The organism is Pseudomonas sp. SDO5591_S426 (genome assembly GCF_054070755.1).
Genome location: NZ_JBSVXD010000148.1, coordinates 1 through 14,958 on the forward strand (window position 1 = coordinate 1; position 14,958 = coordinate 14,958).

At 60.6% G+C, this 14,958-nt stretch carries 15 protein-coding genes; 8 read left to right on the forward strand and 7 right to left on the reverse strand.

Going from position 1 to position 14,958, the window contains the following annotated elements:
• Positions 1-95 precede the first annotated feature (95 nt).
• Positions 96-1,418: an MFS transporter gene (locus tag ACW9JC_RS22770; RefSeq protein ID WP_457457760.1), complete on the reverse strand. Its 1,323-nt coding sequence runs from the start codon at positions 1,416-1,418 to the stop codon at positions 96-98.
• Between the two features lie 193 nt (positions 1,419-1,611).
• On the opposite strand from ACW9JC_RS22770, the gene ACW9JC_RS22775 reads away from it, so the two are divergent.
• The 3 genes from ACW9JC_RS22775 (at position 1,612) to ACW9JC_RS22785 (ending at position 4,586) form a co-directional block, all read left to right on the forward strand.
• Entirely contained in the window at positions 1,612-3,348 is a 1,737-nt protein-coding gene (locus tag ACW9JC_RS22775) for an IlvD/Edd family dehydratase (protein WP_457457762.1), read from the forward strand.
• Between the two features lie 140 nt (positions 3,349-3,488).
• Positions 3,489-4,052, forward strand: a complete 564-nt coding sequence (locus tag ACW9JC_RS22780) for a TetR/AcrR family transcriptional regulator (RefSeq protein WP_338580622.1) — start codon at positions 3,489-3,491, stop codon at positions 4,050-4,052.
• Between the two features lie 57 nt (positions 4,053-4,109).
• Positions 4,110-4,586 (forward strand): nuclear transport factor 2 family protein, encoded by a 477-nt coding sequence (locus ACW9JC_RS22785; RefSeq protein WP_401352171.1) that lies wholly within the window; start codon positions 4,110-4,112, stop codon positions 4,584-4,586.
• Positions 4,587-4,642: 56 nt separating this feature from the next.
• Here the strand turns inward: ACW9JC_RS22785 and sfnG are convergent, their stop codons facing one another.
• Positions 4,643-5,725, reverse strand: coding sequence for a dimethylsulfone monooxygenase SfnG (gene sfnG, locus ACW9JC_RS22790; RefSeq protein WP_457457765.1), 1,083 nt, complete (start codon positions 5,723-5,725; stop codon positions 4,643-4,645).
• A gap of 355 nt (positions 5,726-6,080) precedes the next feature.
• On the opposite strand from sfnG, the gene ACW9JC_RS22795 reads away from it, so the two are divergent.
• Both ACW9JC_RS22795 and ACW9JC_RS22800 read left to right on the forward strand, forming a co-directional pair.
• Positions 6,081-7,322: an acyl-CoA dehydrogenase family protein gene (locus ACW9JC_RS22795; RefSeq protein WP_457457766.1), complete on the forward strand. Its 1,242-nt coding sequence runs from the start codon at positions 6,081-6,083 to the stop codon at positions 7,320-7,322.
• Between the two features lie 118 nt (positions 7,323-7,440).
• Entirely contained in the window at positions 7,441-8,220 is a 780-nt protein-coding gene (locus tag ACW9JC_RS22800) for a TSUP family transporter (RefSeq protein ID WP_457457768.1), read from the forward strand.
• Here the strand turns inward: ACW9JC_RS22800 and nudC are convergent.
• From nudC to ACW9JC_RS22815, 3 genes are all read right to left on the reverse strand, one after another.
• Complete coding sequence (nudC, locus tag ACW9JC_RS22805) at positions 8,188-9,018, reverse strand: NAD(+) diphosphatase (RefSeq protein WP_457457770.1); 831 nt, start codon at positions 9,016-9,018, stop codon at positions 8,188-8,190. The genes ACW9JC_RS22800 and nudC overlap by 33 nt on opposite strands.
• A gap of 7 nt (positions 9,019-9,025) precedes the next feature.
• Positions 9,026-9,838, reverse strand: a complete 813-nt coding sequence (locus ACW9JC_RS22810; RefSeq protein WP_338580616.1) for a crotonase/enoyl-CoA hydratase family protein — start codon at positions 9,836-9,838, stop codon at positions 9,026-9,028.
• Positions 9,839-10,052: 214 nt separating this feature from the next.
• Positions 10,053-10,826: a class I SAM-dependent methyltransferase gene (locus ACW9JC_RS22815; protein ID WP_457457773.1), complete on the reverse strand. Its 774-nt coding sequence runs from the start codon at positions 10,824-10,826 to the stop codon at positions 10,053-10,055.
• A 187-nt stretch (positions 10,827-11,013) separates the two neighbouring features.
• Between ACW9JC_RS22815 and ACW9JC_RS22820 the strand changes: the two genes are divergently transcribed.
• The 3 genes from ACW9JC_RS22820 (at position 11,014) to ACW9JC_RS22830 (ending at position 12,857) form a co-directional block, all read left to right on the forward strand.
• The gene (locus ACW9JC_RS22820; RefSeq protein WP_457457775.1) at positions 11,014-11,547 is read left to right on the forward strand and encodes a tetratricopeptide repeat protein; all 534 of its coding nucleotides are present in this window, start codon (positions 11,014-11,016) and stop codon (positions 11,545-11,547) included.
• A gap of 66 nt (positions 11,548-11,613) precedes the next feature.
• Positions 11,614-12,099: an RNA polymerase sigma factor gene (locus tag ACW9JC_RS22825; protein WP_457457777.1), complete on the forward strand. Its 486-nt coding sequence runs from the start codon at positions 11,614-11,616 to the stop codon at positions 12,097-12,099.
• Complete coding sequence (locus ACW9JC_RS22830) at positions 12,096-12,857, forward strand: anti-sigma factor family protein (RefSeq protein WP_457457779.1); 762 nt, start codon at positions 12,096-12,098, stop codon at positions 12,855-12,857. The genes ACW9JC_RS22825 and ACW9JC_RS22830 overlap by 4 nt, the downstream gene beginning before the upstream one ends.
• A gap of 7 nt (positions 12,858-12,864) precedes the next feature.
• Here the strand turns inward: ACW9JC_RS22830 and ACW9JC_RS22835 are convergent, their stop codons facing one another.
• Together ACW9JC_RS22835 and ACW9JC_RS22840 are read right to left on the reverse strand one after the other, a co-directional pair.
• Positions 12,865-14,163: an ATP-binding protein gene (locus ACW9JC_RS22835; protein WP_457457781.1), complete on the reverse strand. Its 1,299-nt coding sequence runs from the start codon at positions 14,161-14,163 to the stop codon at positions 12,865-12,867.
• 4 nt (positions 14,164-14,167) lie between these two features.
• Positions 14,168-14,869 (reverse strand): response regulator transcription factor, encoded by a 702-nt coding sequence (locus ACW9JC_RS22840; RefSeq protein ID WP_057714693.1) that lies wholly within the window; start codon positions 14,867-14,869, stop codon positions 14,168-14,170.
• Between the last annotated feature and the right edge of the window lie 89 nt (positions 14,870-14,958).

Sequence of the window (14,958 nt, forward strand, 5' to 3'; positions counted from 1 at the left end):
GGAAAGCAGTCTGTCTGGCAAGGGAGGGGTGGGTTTGTCTGCGGCGTTCTGGACAACCCCGCTCCCACAGGGTCGGTGGTGATGCATATTTCGAGTCAGCTACGAGTCGCCCCACGCGCACTCGCCGCAAATTCATCCGCCGGCAACACATGCTTGCGCTCCAGCAACCGGTAAACCACGCCAGTCAAAATCAGGCCGAACAGCATCACGCAAGACAGGAAATACAGCCCCGAAGCCAGGTTGCCGGTGTATTCCTTGAGCGCGCCGATGACGAACGGGCCGATGTAGCCACCGAGGTTGCCGACCGAGTTGATCAGGGCAATCCCCGCCGCCGCACTGGCGCCGGCAAAGAAGCGACCGGGCAAGGTCCAGAACACCGCCGTGCAGGAGAACAGCGAGAACGCCACCAGGCACAACGCCGCCAGTTGCAACACCGGCACGGTCAGCCAGGCGCTGAGGAACAGGCCGATGGCGCCCAGTACATAAAGCACCGCCAGATGGCCGTAGCGATCATTCAAACGGTCGGAACTGCGCGGGATGATCAGCAGGCCGATGATCCCGAAGATGTACGGCACCGATGACACGAACCCGGTTACCAGGTCGCTGCCGCCGAACTGCTTGATCAGCGTCGGCAACCACAGGCCGAGGCCATAGATGCTCAGGGTCACCGGCAGGTAGAACAACGCCAGCAGCAAAACGCGCTTGTCCTTGAGGGCGTGCAGCGGGTTGCCGTGACGGGTCTGGCCGTACTGCTCCAGGTCTTTTTTCAGCTCACCGGCCAGCCAGTCCTTTTCCGCCTGATCCATCCATTTCACTTGTTGTGGGCCGTCCGGCAGGTAACGCAACGTCGGCCAGGTCAGCAGGATCGCCGGGGTGCCGATGACGATGAACAGCCACTGCCAGCCGTGCAGACCGAGCACGCCGTCCATGCCCAACAAGCCACCGGACACCGGGCCGGTGATCATCATGGCGATCGGTTGAGACAGGATGAATAGGCCGAGGATCTTGCCGCGATGGCGAACCGGGAACCATTGGGTGATGTAGTACAGAACGCCCGGGAAGAACCCGGCTTCCGCCGCGCCGAGCAGAAAGCGCATCAGATAGAAGCTGTTCGGACCCTGGACGAAGGCCATGCCGATGGTGATGGCGCCCCAGGTGACCATGATCCGCGCGAACCAGCGTCGCGCACCGAAGCGGTCGAGCATCAGGTTGCTGGGGATTTCCAGCAGGAAGTAACCAATGAAGAACAACCCGGCGCCGAGACCGTAAGCCGCATCGCCGAGGCCGATGTCGGCGCCCATGTGCAATTTGGCGAAGCCCACTGCGGAGCGATCCACATAGGCGATCAGGTACAGCAGGATCAGGAAGGGAATCAGTTTCAGCGTGATGCGACGAATAAGCCGCAGTTCCTGGCTCATGAGATCGGTCTCCGATTGTTGTTTTTATAGAACCTCGGGAGACGCCTCTCACGGTAAACCGTCAGGGCCATCCCTCCGCTGAAAATGACTATATAGTAATACTAATTACCCAACAACACTTCCAAACCGCCGAATTTGAGCTTATGTTACACCTCAGCTCGTACAATATAGTCATACAATAAGAGAATCGATCATGTCTGATAAAAAACCCACCCTGCGCTCCGCCCAATGGTTTGGCACCGCCGACAAGAACGGCTTCATGTATCGCAGCTGGATGAAGAATCAGGGCATCGCCGACCACCAGTTCCACGGCAAGCCGATCATCGGCATTTGCAACACCTGGTCGGAACTGACCCCGTGCAACGCGCACTTCCGCCAGATCGCGGAACACGTCAAACGCGGCGTGATCGAGGCCGGTGGTTTTCCGGTGGAATTCCCGGTGTTCTCCAATGGCGAATCGAACCTGCGCCCGACCGCCATGCTCACCCGTAACCTGGCAAGCATGGATGTGGAAGAAGCGATTCGCGGCAACCCGATTGACGGTGTTGTGCTGCTGACCGGCTGCGACAAAACCACCCCAGCCTTGTTGATGGGTGCGGCCAGTTGCGACGTGCCGGCCATCGTCGTCACCGGCGGGCCGATGCTCAACGGCAAGCACAAAGGCAAGGACATCGGCTCCGGCACCGTGGTCTGGCAGCTCAGTGAGCAGGTCAAGGCCGGCACCATCACCATCGATGATTTCCTCGCAGCCGAAGGCGGCATGTCGCGTTCGGCGGGCACCTGCAACACCATGGGCACGGCGTCGACCATGGCCTGCATGGCTGAAGCACTCGGCACTTCCCTGCCCCACAACGCGGCAATTCCGGCGGTCGATGCGCGGCGTTATGTGTTGGCGCACATGTCCGGCATGCGTGCCGTGGAGATGGTCCGCGAAGACTTGAAGCTGTCGAAGATCCTGACCAAGGAAGCCTTCGAAAACGCCATCCGCGTCAACGCTGCCATCGGCGGTTCGACCAACGCCGTGATCCACTTGAAAGCCATCGCCGGACGCATCGGCGTGGAGCTGGATCTGGACGACTGGACCCGCATCGGTCGCGGCATGCCGACCATCGTCGACCTGCAACCTTCCGGGCGTTTCCTGATGGAAGAGTTCTACTACGCCGGTGGTTTGCCAGCGGTGTTGCGTCGCCTCGGTGAAGCCAACCTGATTCCGAACCCGAACGCCTTGACCGTTAACGGCAAATCCATCGGCGAGAACACCAAGGACGCGCCGATTTATGGCGATGACGAAGTGATCCGCACCCTCGACAATCCGATTCGTGCTGACGGCGGCATCTGCGTGTTGCGCGGTAACCTGGCGCCACTCGGGGCTGTGCTCAAGCCGTCCGCCGCCACGGCTGAACTGATGCAGCATCGCGGCCGTGCGGTGGTGTTCGAGAACTTCGACATGTACAAGGCGCGGATCAACGATCCGGAACTGGATGTGGATGCCAACTCGATCCTGGTCATGAAAAACTGCGGGCCGAAGGGTTATCCGGGCATGGCCGAAGTCGGCAACATGGGCCTGCCGGCCAAACTGCTGGCCCAGGGCGTGACCGACATGGTGCGCATTTCCGATGCGCGCATGAGCGGCACGGCGTACGGCACCGTTGTTCTGCATGTCGCTCCGGAAGCGGCGGCTGGCGGGCCATTGGCGGCAGTGAAGGAAGGCGACTGGATCGAACTCGATTGCGCCACTGGCCGTTTGCACCTGGACATCCCGGACGCCGAACTCGCCGCGCGCATGGCTGACCTGCAACCACCGCAGCAATTGCTGGTGGGCGGCTATCGTCAGCTGTACATCGACCATGTGCTGCAAGCGGACCAAGGCTGCGACTTCGACTTCCTGGTCGGCTGCCGCGGCGCTGAAGTGCCGCGCCACTCTCACTGACATACGAACCTCTGTGGGAGCGGCCAGCTCCCACATTGGAATGCATTTCACATATGGGAGCCAGCTGCCGGCGATGGGGCAGCACAGGCGATATAAATTACCGCTTGACCAAGAAGAACGATCGTTCTACTGTTTGCAACATGAACGAAATCACTAGCTACGACACACGCGACATCATTCTGGATGTCACCGAAAAGTTGATCTACAAAAGTGGCATCGCCGCCACGGGCATGGATCTTCTGGTGAAGACCGCCGGCGTCTCCCGAAAAAGCATCTACCGCTACTTCGCCAACAAGGAGGAGCTGACCGTCGCCGCCCTGCAACGCCGCGACCAACGCTGGATGCTCTGGTACAGAAGCGAAGTCGGACAGGCCGAAACCCCGGCCGATCGCCTGCTCAACCTGTTTACCGTGCTCAAGTCCTGGTTCGCCTCCGAAGGCTTTCGCGGCTGCGCGTTCATCAACACCAGCGGCGAAACCGGCGACCCGCAAGACCCCGTTCGCCTGGTCGCCAAGGACCACAAACAGAAGCTGCTCGACTACGTGTGCGAGCTGTGTACCGAACATGGTGCCGAGGATCCGCAGTTGCTGGCCAAACAGCTGCTGATCCTGATCGATGGTGCCATTACCGTGGCGCTTGTAATGGGTGATCACAGTGCCGCCGATAATGCGCAATGCATGGCGCGGAAGTTATTGGACCTGTAGAAACTTAATCAAGCTCGACAACTTGTCTACAACTTTAATTTGATTCGGAGATCTGAAATGTCCAACGCCGAAGTTCGCCCGCCATTGCCGCCGTTCACCCGTGAATCGGCCATCGAAAAAGTACGCCTGGCCGAAGATGGCTGGAACTCCCGCGACCCGGAACGTGTGTCGCTGGCCTACACCCTGGACACCAAGTGGCGTAACCGCGCCGAGTTCGCCTACAACCGCGAAGAAGCCAAGGGTTTCCTGACGCGCAAGTGGGCCAAGGAACTGGACTATCGCCTGATCAAGGAGCTCTGGGCATTTACCGGCAACCGCATAGCCGTGCGATACGCCTATGAATGGCACGACGATTCGGGCAACTGGTTCCGCTCCTACGGCAACGAGAACTGGGAGTTCGACGAGAACGGTTTGATGGCCAATCGGTTTGCCTGCATCAACGACATGCCGATCAAGGAAAGCGAGCGCAAGTTCCACTGGCCGCTGGGCCGTCGTCCTGATGATCATCCGGGTTTGTCGGATCTTGGCCTGTAACCACTAATCCCCCTGTAGGAGTTGCCGCAGGCTGCTCCTACAGGGTACGGGTTTGGTCAGGCGACTTTGAGCTGCGCCTCAGCTTCTAACTCCCGCACCAACGGCAACACCCGCTTGCCGAAATATTCCACCTCCTCCTGAAAGTGCAGGAACCCCGCCAGCACCAGGTCCACACCCACCGCTTTGAGTGCCACGATGCGCTCGGCGATTTGCTGCGGCGTGCCGATCAGGTTGGTCTTGAAGCCGTCGTTGTATTGCACCAGATCCTCGAAGGTCGATTTCGCCCAGTTACCCTCACCTTCCGGCGACGCCCTGCCTGCCTGTTTTGCCGCATCGCCAAAGGCATTCACCGCTTCCGGGTCGGCCTGATCGATGATTTGCGCCAGCACCGCACGGGCTTCCTCTTCGGTATCACGGGCGATCACAAACGCATTCACGCCGACCTTCACCGAATGACCGTTCGCTGCAGCCTTGGTGCGAATGTCATCGACCTGGGCCTTGATGCCTTCCGGGGTATTGCCGTTGGTGAAATACCAATCCGACACCCGCGCTGCCATGTCCCTCGCCGCACGGGAACTGCCACCCTGAAAGATTTCCGGCTGACCCAACGGTTTGGGTTTGAGGCTGTAATTGTCGAAGCGGTAGAAGTCGCCGCGGAAGGTGAAGTTGTCCTGGGACCAGATACCTTTGAGCGAACGGATGAACTCCTCGGAACGGCGATAGCGCTCGTCGTGTTCCAGCCAATGTTCGCCGATCGCCTGAAACTCGCCCTTGAACCAGCCGCTAACGATGTTCACGGCGATGCGGCCGTTAGTGAGTTGATCGATGGTCGCCAGTTGCTTGGCTGCCAGCGCCGGTTGCCATGGGCCCGGCAGGATCGCGGCAATGACTTTCAGGTTCGTCGTCGCCGCCAGCAGCGCATGACTGAACGCCACCGACTCGTGCTGAAACTCCGCGCCGTAACCCGCAGTAAAACGAATCTGCGTCAGGGCATATTCGAACCCGGCCGCTTCAGCCAGTTGCGCCAGTTTGCGGTTGTAGTCGATGCCCCAATCGGTCCGTTGCTCGATCTTGCTGACCACCAGCCCACCGCTGACGTTCGGCACCCAGTAGGCAAATTTTACGGCTTGCTGACTCATTGGCATGTCCTCGGGACTTTAGGGAGTTTCTGGACCAGAGCAGCAAGCGTGCCAGTGCTGAGTCAGGGCTTGTGACCCCACTGACTTTAGCCATGCGAAAGCCCCTGTAGGAGTGAGCCTGCTCGCGATAGCGGCGGAACATTCAGCATATTTGTCGACTGGATTGCCGCTATCGCGAGCAGGCTCAATCCCACAATGATTCGGGTGTGCCTGGGGCAAATTGCTGTTGCGCTGTTGATGCAGCAACAGTTCGGACCGCCTCGAAACCCGAATCCCCCGCAAACCCTGGTTGCATTCATCCGGCATGGACCGTGCAATACCCCTGGCATCCACTGCCAATTCAAGGAACTGTTCCATGACCGAACACCAGATAATCAATCCGCTGTCCGTGGGTACTGACTACGAAACACTGGCGAGCCGATTCCGGCCGATTTTCCAGCGCATCGCCGCCGGCGCCGTGGAGCGTGAACAGTCGCGCACGCTGCCGCATGAGCCGATCCAATGGCTGAAAAAAGCCGGGTTTGGCGCCGTGCGGGTGCCGGTCGAATACGGCGGTGGCGGCGCTTCGGTGCCGCAGTTGTTTGAACTGCTGATCGAACTGGCCGAGGCCGACTCGAACGTGCCCCAGGCGTTGCGCGGCCACTTTGCCTTTGCCGAGGATCGCCTGAATTCGCCAGCGGGTACGGCACGGGATGTCTGGTTCAAACGCTTCGTCGACGGTGACATCGTCGGCTGCGCCTGGACCGAAATCGGTAACGTGGCCATCGGCGACGTGGTCACCAAAGTCTCACCTGATGGCGATAGGTGGCGGCTCAACGGCGAGAAGTTCTACAGCACCGGCAGCCTGTTTTCCGACTGGATCGATGTCTACGCCCAACGCAGCGACACCGGCGGCGACGTTATTGCCGCGGTGCGCACCCATCAGCCCGGGATCGTGCAGAGCGATGATTGGGATGGGTTCGGCCAACGCACCACCGGCAGCGGCACGTCTCGCTTTGTCGACGCGGAAGTTGAAGCTGAGAACGTCCTCGACTTCGCCACCCGCTTCAAATACCAGACCGCCTTCTATCAATTGGTGCTGCTTGCGACCCTGGCCGGGATTGGCCGCGCAGCGTTGCGCGATGTCGCCCGTCACGTACGCGAACGCCAACGCATCTACAGCCATGGCAATGCCCAGCGAGTCAGCGACGACGCTCAAGTTCAGCATGTGGTCGGTGACATTGCCGCCTGGGTGTATGCCGCCGAGGCCAGTGCCTTGAGGGCGGCGCATCCGGCGCAGCAGGCCTATGTGGCGCGCTTCTCGGGCGACGAAGCATGGGAACGCGCAGCCAACGTGTCAGCGGAAATCGAATCGGCGAAAGCGCAAGTGGTGGTCACGGAGCTGATCCAGCGCGCGACCACACAGTTGTTCAACGCACTGGGCGCTTCGGACATTCGCCAGGGCAAGGCGCTGGACCGGCATTGGCGCAATGCGCGCACCGTGTCCTCGCATAACCCGGTGATCTACAAGGCACGGATTGTCGGGGATTGGGTGGTCAACGGCACGGAGCCGCCGTTTGTGTGGCAGATAGGCAATGGACCGCAGTCCAAAATTTAAGAGTTCACCCGATCCCGTTGGGGATCATGTCGGATCGGTCGCCGCAAAGGTCGGATATGGGTAAGATGGCGCCCCTTCCCCGCAGCCCTTTGCTGCACCCGCCGATTAAGCCGATTCCATGCCTTTCGAACTCAGCGTTGACCTCACCACCCTGGCCATCCTGGCCATTGTCGCTTTCATTGCCGGTTTCATCGATGCCATTGCCGGTGGTGGCGGTCTGTTGACCACCCCGGCCCTGCTCACCGCTGGCCTGCCGCCGCATCTGGTGCTGGGCACCAACAAGCTCAGTTCGACCTTCGGCTCGGCGACGGCCAGTTTCACCTTCTACCGACGCAAGCTGTTCCATCCCAAGCAATGGACGCATGCGATTGTCGGCACGCTGATCGGCGCACTGACCGGTGCAGTGGTCGCGCACTACCTGCCGGCGGAATGGCTGAACAAGATGCTGCCAGTGATCGTGTTTGGTTGCGGTCTCTACCTGCTGTTTGGCGGTACGCCGAAAGCGCCGCTGGACAGCGATGCACCGATCAAGAAAAAGTGGCAATCGACCCAAGGTTTCAGCCTGGGTTTCTACGATGGCGTGGCCGGGCCCGGCACTGGCGCGTTCTGGACCGTCAGCAGCCTGTTGCTCTATCCCATCGACCTGGTCAAGGCCAGCGGTGTGGCACGCAGCATGAATTTCGTCAGCAACATCGCTGCGCTGTCGGTGTTCGTGTTTTCCGGGCAAGTGGACTGGATCATCGGCCTGTGCATGGGCCTGTCGGTGATGGTCGGTGCTTTTTTCGGTGCTCGCACCGCCATCAGCGGCGGCGCGAAGTTCATTCGTCCGGTGTTCATCACCGTCGTGCTGGGGCTGACCGTGCGGCTAGCCTGGCAGCACTGGTTCAGCGTGACCTAAACGTCGGGCCACGTAGACGTCGATCAGGTAACGGGCAATCGAGCGAGACGCCGGTAACGGCGGCAGCTCGTGCACGTTGAACCACTGGGCGTCTTCGATCTCGTCTTCCTGACAGACAATCTCGCCACCGGCGTATTCGGCATGGAAGCCGAGCATCATCGAGTGCGGGAACGGCCAGCACTGGCTGCCCAGGTACTGGATGTTCTTGACCTCGATCCGCACCTCTTCGCGCACCTCGCGAATCAGGCAATCCTCAGCCGATTCACCCGGTTCGGCGAACCCCGCCAGCGTGCTGTAAACACCGGTGACGAACCGTGGCGAGCGCGCCAGCAGCACTTCATCACCACGGGTCACCAGCACGATCATGCTCGGTGAAATCCGCGGATAGCTGCGCATATCGCACGGCTGGCAATACATCGCCCGTTCACGCGGCACCTGAGTCATGGCCTGACCGCAGTTGCCGCAAAAGCGGTGTTCACGGGCCCAGGTGCCGATTTGCGCGGCGTAACCAAGGACCTTGTACAGCGTGTGATCGCCTTCGAGCATGAACGCCCGCAAGCCTTTCCAGTTGCAGCCCGGCACGTCGCTGTGACTGCGCAGTTCCAGCAGGTACACGGGCTCACCGTCGAGGTGGCCGATGCCATGTTCGGCGAGAATCGACAAGTCCTGGCGCTTGAGCCACTCACGCGGAAACAGCGCGCCATTGTCATCGAACAAGAAGCCTTCCGGGCTACGCGCCACGGCCCAGCCGCCGGGTTGGTCAGTGTCCAGTACTGCAGTGGTCCAGCGTGAAGTCATTTTTCAATCAATCCAGAAATTCGGGTTTCTGTTTGCTCATATGGGCGGCCATGGCCACGCGCAAGTCAGTGGATTGCAACATGGCGGCGTTCCAGGTGGCGACGTATTCGAGGCCGTCATCAATGCGGTGATCACGCATGTAGCTGATCATCTCCTTGGTGCCGGTGACGGCAATCGGCGACTTGCTCGCAATCTCGCGGGCAATGCCCATGACGCCGTCGAGCAGGCTGGCGGTGTCGCTGTAGACGCGATTGACCAGGCCCATGCCACGCGCTTCTTCGGCGCCGAAGGTGCGACCAGTGTAAGCCAGTTCACGCAGCATGCCGTCACCGATGATCCGCGGCAAGCGTTGCAGCGTGCCGACGTCGGCGGCCATGCCAATGTCGATTTCCTTGATCGAGAATTGCGCGTCTTCGGCGGCGTAACGCATGTCGCAAGCGGCGATCAGATCGATGGCACCGCCCAGGCAATAACCCTGGATGGCCGCGAGCACCGGTTTGCGGCAGTTGTCGACGGCGTTGAACGACGCTTGCAGGGTCAGGATCTTGCGTCGCAGCAGGCGCGCGTTGCGCCCGACGTCCTTGCCCATTTCATTGGCTACGCCGGCCAGCATCATCAGGTCGATGCCCGAAGAGAAATGCTTGCCGGCACCGCTCAGCACCACCACGCGCACTTCGTCGGTGTCGTCGATCCACTGGAAAATCTCGACGATCTCACTCCAGAACGCGGCGTTCATCGAGTTGATCTTTTCCGGGCGATTGATCTGCACATGAGCGATTTTATCGACCAGTTCGACGCTGAACGCGGTGTATTGAGACATGCTAGTGATCCTTTACCGGGCAAAAAAGAGGCCCGAACTATAACAAGGCATCGAGGCGGGCAGTAAGGCAGTGGTTCGGCCAAATGCGGGACTGCTTTTTGATTGTCGGAGTCTGGACGGGCCTCATCGCTAGCAGCTAGCTCCCACAGAGGTTTTGTATGCACCGCAAGTCCAATGTAGGAGCCAGCCTGCTGGCGATAGGCTCACCACCAATCTACCGCCCCTTCACCGCCACAAACACCGCCGTCTCGTACGGCACCGTCACCACATCCCGCCCCCGCAACTCAGGCTCGCCCGCGATCATCGCCCTGATCTGCTCATCGACTTTCGCCCGCTCAGCCTCGGGCAGCGCAGAAATGAAACTGGTTGAACGCACCCGATTGAAAATCACATCCTCCGGCGACCCGGTATGCCCATGGCTGAAATGCTGTGCCTGCAACGTCCCGAAGGCCGGATGCGGAAACACCCGCCGCCAGGCTCCGGTGTAGTAGCGCGGCGTATCGCCTTCCTGCGCACTGACGATTGCTTCCAGCTTCGGCATCCAGCTGACACGGATGTCACGCAGATTCCACACCAAGCCCAACCGGCCGCCGGGCTTGAGTACGCGGGCGATTTCATCGAGCGCCTCTTTGCTGGCAAACCAGTGGAACGCCTGGGCACAGACCACCACATCCACCGAGGCATCCGGCAACGGCAAGTCTGTGGCGATGGCGTTCACAGCCAATACGTCGGGATAGGCCTCGGACAGTTTTTCCAGCATCTGCGCCACCGGCTCCACGGCAATCACCTGCGCCCCGGTCGCCACCAGTCGGCCAGTAAACTTGCCGGTGCCGGCGCCAAGATCGATCACCGTTTTATCCGCGTTAAGCCCGAGAGTGTCCGTCAGCCAGTCGGCTATTTGCGGCGGATAATCCGGGCGCCCGCGCACATAAGTATCAGCGCCAACTTTGTAACCGGCGGCCGCCGTGTGGTGAACCTGATCTTTCATGGCAGAACTCCAGGTCAATGAAGGGTATCAACGAGCATAACCGGTCAAATTGAGCTTTCCTTGCAGAGAACGTCACAAAAAAATGAATAATTGTTCACGCTGTGGTGTTCATGTTTCGACAGTCACCAGCACTCAAATTTTACGGCCTGTTTGACGTCCCAACCCTGACACCCGTGGAGCTTTACACATGAACAACCGCTTCTCGATTTTCACGGCACCCTTGATGCTTGCTGTCGTGCTGTCCGGCTCGCAGGCATGGGCCAACGGCGAGGAAGACACGCCCGCCAAGCCGCAGTGCCCCAGGGATCAGGTGTTCGACACCAAGGCGCAGAAATGCGTCAAGCAGACGAACAAACAGGTCTCGGACGCCGATCGCACCAATTACGCCTATCAACTGGCCAAGGATGGTCGCTACGAAGAAGCCCTGGCGCTGCTCGATACGCTCAACGAGCCCAACACCGCCAAAGCCCTGAACTATCGCGGCTACGCTACGCGTAAACTGGGGCGCACCGACGAAGGCATCGGTTTTTACCTGCAATCGGTCAAACTGGATCCGCAGTACGCGCAGGTTCGCGAGTATCTTGGCGAAGCTTATGTGATAAAGGGTCAGCTGGATCTCGCCCAGGAACAGTTGCAGAAGATCAAATCGATTTGCGGCAACACCACCTGCGAGGAGTACCAGGACCTGGCCGAAGCCATCAACGATTCATCGAAAACCTGACACCGCGAACAGACGGAGGTCGTTATCGCCAGCGATCAGGCAATACGAACAGAACTGGGCCAGCACTTGGCGCGTTTGTGGCGCTACGGCCTGTTGCTGTCCCGGCAACGGCATGTCGCGGAAGACCTGGTGCAGGCCACCTGCGTGCGGGCGCTGGAACGGGCCGCGCAATTTGCGCCCGGTACGCGAATGGACCATTGGCTGATGAGCATTCTGCATTCGATCTGGCTCAACGAAGTGCGAGCGCGTCGGGTGCGTCACGGGCAGGGCACGATAGAGGGTGAAGAAGTGTTGTCGTTCGACGGTGAGTACGTAGCGCAAACCCATGTCATGGCGGCGCAAGTCATCCGCCGCGTCGATGCGCTGCCTGAAACCCAGAGGGAAACGGTGTTTCTGGCCTATGTCGAAGGCTTGAGTTATCGCGAAGTCGCCGAAGTGCTGCAGGTGCCCATCGGCACCGTGATGAGTCGCCTCGCGGCCGCCCGGAGCAAACTGGCCGAGCACCCGCCGTTGCAGTCCGTGCCGAACCCTTCCAGCGGAGAACATCGATGAACGCGAAACTCTCGGACGAGCAACTGGTGGCGTACCTCGATGACCAGCTCGACACCGAACAGCGCCAGCGCATCGACGCCGCCATTGCCGAAGACCCGATGCTCGGCCTGCGCCTGCAATGGCTGAACCGCAGCAGCCTGCCGTTCAAGGCCGCCTACGACGAAGTGAGTCGGCAAGCACCGATGGATCGCCTGCAAGGCATGCTCGACGCCCTGCCCTCGCCGGCCCGCCCGCCGCTCAGTCGCCGTTGGTTCCTCGCTGCGGCTGCCGGACTGGTGATGGGCGGTGTGCTGTCGGATCGTCTGTTCCTCGGTTGGCAAGCGAGTCAGGAGAAAGAAAACTGGCGGCAATTGGTGGCCGATTACATGGTGCTTTACGTGCCGCAAACCCTCGACCACCTGCCCGGCGACGAAGCGGCCCAGCGCAGCCAACTGCGCACGATCGATTCACTGCTGGGTGTGAACCTCACCCCCGCACAACTGACTCTGCCACGTGCCGAACTCAGGCGCGCGCAAATCCTTGAATACGACGGCGTCCCCATCGCCCAGATCAGCTACCTCGACCCGGTCCACGGCCCCATGGCGCTGTGCATCACCCGCTCCGACAGCGGCACCCGGCATTTCGCCCAAGAGCGGCGGCGCGGGATGAACATTGTCTATTGGGCAGACATGGAGCATGCGTGGATGTTGATCGGGCATAACTCAATGCCGGATCTGGAAGGCATGGCCAAGGTGTTGCGTGGTCGATTGAACGTGTAAGCGCACGTCAGGATGGCGTCGGCAACCACAACCTGAAGCGTGCGCCACCCAACGGCGACGCTTGCACCGTCAACGTCCCGCCCTGCGCCTCCAGCGCCCGGCGACTGATCGCCAGCCCCAGGCCAAACCCGCCCGTTGCCCGATCACGACTGCGGTCCAGCCGATAGAACGGTTCGAAAATCCGCTCGCGCTCATCGTCCGGAATGCCGATGCCGTCATCGTCGACCCAGATTTCACAGCCTTTGGGGCACACCTGCACACCGATCTGGATGCGCTTTTCGCAGTAGCGCATGGCGTTGCGCAGCAGGTTTTGCAGGGCGCGGGCGGTCAACCGTGGGTCGAGGGTGAAGCGTTCGAGCTGGCCGTGGAGCAGCACGTCGATGACGATGTCCGGCGATTGCTCGTCATCGACGCTGCCCAGAATGCTGTCGATGAATTCGTCCAGCGACACCTCGACCTGTTCCGGCACCCGCGCCGGGTTTTGCAGGCGGCTGTAGGACAAAAGCTCCAGCACCAGCTCATCGAGTTCGCGAATGTGATCGACCAAGCCTTGCAGACGCTCGCGGCTGGTGGCCGGCAAGTCGTCGGACAGGGCCAGCGCCAAGCCGAAGTCCAGGCGCGTCAACGGCGTGCGCAGTTCATGGGAAACCGCGTTAAGCAGATCCCGCTGCTGGTTCAGCAGGTTTTCGATATCGCCGGCCATGGTGTCGAAGACGTTGGCCAGGCTGCCGATGTTGGAACTCGGCGCGATCTGCGTGCGTTCGCCCAAGTGGCCCTTGCCGAAGCGCTCGGCCGCGCTTTTGAGGCGCTCCAGATCACGCCAGTGCGGACGCAGCCACAGCAACAGGCATGCGAGCATGGTCGCGCCGATCAGCACGTTGATGCTCCAGTACAACAGGCTGACATCCATCGGATCCGGTGGCACCACCATTTGCACCACGGTCTGCTCATTCAGCGGCGCCACCGCCAACGTGCGCCAGCCCCAATCACCGACGCGGACCACATTCTCACCGCGCTGCAATCGCTGCTGCTCATCAGGCGACAGACCGGGATCGTCATTGTCGCTGAGCACGATGTGCAGCGGATCAAATTCCTTGTCCATCTCCGCCGCCAGCGCCGGCCATTCCTCGCTCGGCACGGCTTTGAACTGCTTGACGATGAGCGTTTGCAGGCCTCGGGAATAATCGAGGTTGTAGGTGATAAAGCGCTCGTGGAAGACCTTGATCACCAGGTCCGGCACTAAATAAATCGCTGCGCTGAACGAGACGATGGTCACCAGGTACAGGCGAAAGAGGATTCTGAACATCGGCTCAGCATTCCCACTCGGAACGGCTGAACAGGTAACCCTTGCCCCACACAGTCTTGATCTTGCGCGCCTCACCAGCATGGTCGTCGAATTTGCGCCGCAGCTTGGAGATCGCCACGTCCACCGAGCGGTCGGTGCCGTTGAACTCAATGCCGCGCAGGCGTTGCAGGATCTGGTCGCGGCTCAATACTTCGCCGGCATGCCGGGCGAGCACCACCAGCAGGTTGTATTCGCCGCTGGATAGCTCGACCAGTTGACCGCGCCAGGTCACGGTGCGCTCCGACAGATCAATACAGAGGTTGCCCATCAGAATGCGGTCGTTGGCGGTTTGCGGTTCGCTGAGGCTGCTGCGCCGCAACAAAGTACGCACCCGCGCCAGCAAGACGCGTGGCTCGCAGGGTTTGGTGACGTAATCGTCGGCGCCCATTTCCAGGCCGAGTACTTGATCGTGGCTGTCGTCGCGGGCGGTGAGCATCAGGATCGGCAGCGTCGCCGAATCGGCGCGCAGCAAGCGGCAGACTTGCAAACCATCGAGGCCGGGCAGCATCAGGTCGAGGATCACCAGGTCCGGAGGATTGAGCCGCGCCCGCTCGCGCACATGATCGCCACGACCGATCACGCTGACGGAGTAGCCGTTGCGCTCAAGATAGCTGGCGATCAGTTCGGCGAGGGCGGTGTCGTCTTCGACCAGGAGGATGTTGGGCATGGGTGTTTCCAGAAGGTGCAGTGGCGCCGGTCAGGGCCTTATCGCTGGCAAGCCAGCTCCCACAGGGTCTGATGTGAACACAAATTGTG

Excerpts from the sequence above, each read along its gene's own strand:
- ACW9JC_RS22810 (WP_338580616.1), bottom strand. The coding sequence starts at position 9,838 with ATGTCTCAATACACCGCGTTCAGCGTCGAACTGGTCGATAAAATCGCT.
- ACW9JC_RS22835 (WP_457457781.1), bottom strand. The coding sequence starts at position 14,163 with ATGTTCAGAATCCTCTTTCGCCTGTACCTGGTGACCATCGTCTCGTTC.
- ACW9JC_RS22840 (WP_057714693.1), bottom strand. The coding sequence starts at position 14,869 with ATGCCCAACATCCTCCTGGTCGAAGACGACACCGCCCTCGCCGAACTG.
- ACW9JC_RS22820 (WP_457457775.1), top strand. The coding sequence starts at position 11,014 with ATGAACAACCGCTTCTCGATTTTCACGGCACCCTTGATGCTTGCTGTC.
- ACW9JC_RS22830 (WP_457457779.1), top strand. The coding sequence starts at position 12,096 with ATGAACGCGAAACTCTCGGACGAGCAACTGGTGGCGTACCTCGATGAC.
- ACW9JC_RS22815 (WP_457457773.1), bottom strand. The coding sequence starts at position 10,826 with ATGAAAGATCAGGTTCACCACACGGCGGCCGCCGGTTACAAAGTTGGC.
- ACW9JC_RS22770 (WP_457457760.1), bottom strand. The coding sequence starts at position 1,418 with ATGAGCCAGGAACTGCGGCTTATTCGTCGCATCACGCTGAAACTGATT.
- sfnG (WP_457457765.1), bottom strand. The coding sequence starts at position 5,725 with ATGAGTCAGCAAGCCGTAAAATTTGCCTACTGGGTGCCGAACGTCAGC.
- ACW9JC_RS22775 (WP_457457762.1), top strand. The coding sequence starts at position 1,612 with ATGTCTGATAAAAAACCCACCCTGCGCTCCGCCCAATGGTTTGGCACC.
- ACW9JC_RS22795 (WP_457457766.1), top strand. The coding sequence starts at position 6,081 with ATGACCGAACACCAGATAATCAATCCGCTGTCCGTGGGTACTGACTAC.
- ACW9JC_RS22800 (WP_457457768.1), top strand. The coding sequence starts at position 7,441 with ATGCCTTTCGAACTCAGCGTTGACCTCACCACCCTGGCCATCCTGGCC.
- ACW9JC_RS22780 (WP_338580622.1), top strand. The coding sequence starts at position 3,489 with ATGAACGAAATCACTAGCTACGACACACGCGACATCATTCTGGATGTC.
- nudC (WP_457457770.1), bottom strand. The coding sequence starts at position 9,018 with ATGACTTCACGCTGGACCACTGCAGTACTGGACACTGACCAACCCGGC.
- ACW9JC_RS22785 (WP_401352171.1), top strand. The coding sequence starts at position 4,110 with ATGTCCAACGCCGAAGTTCGCCCGCCATTGCCGCCGTTCACCCGTGAA.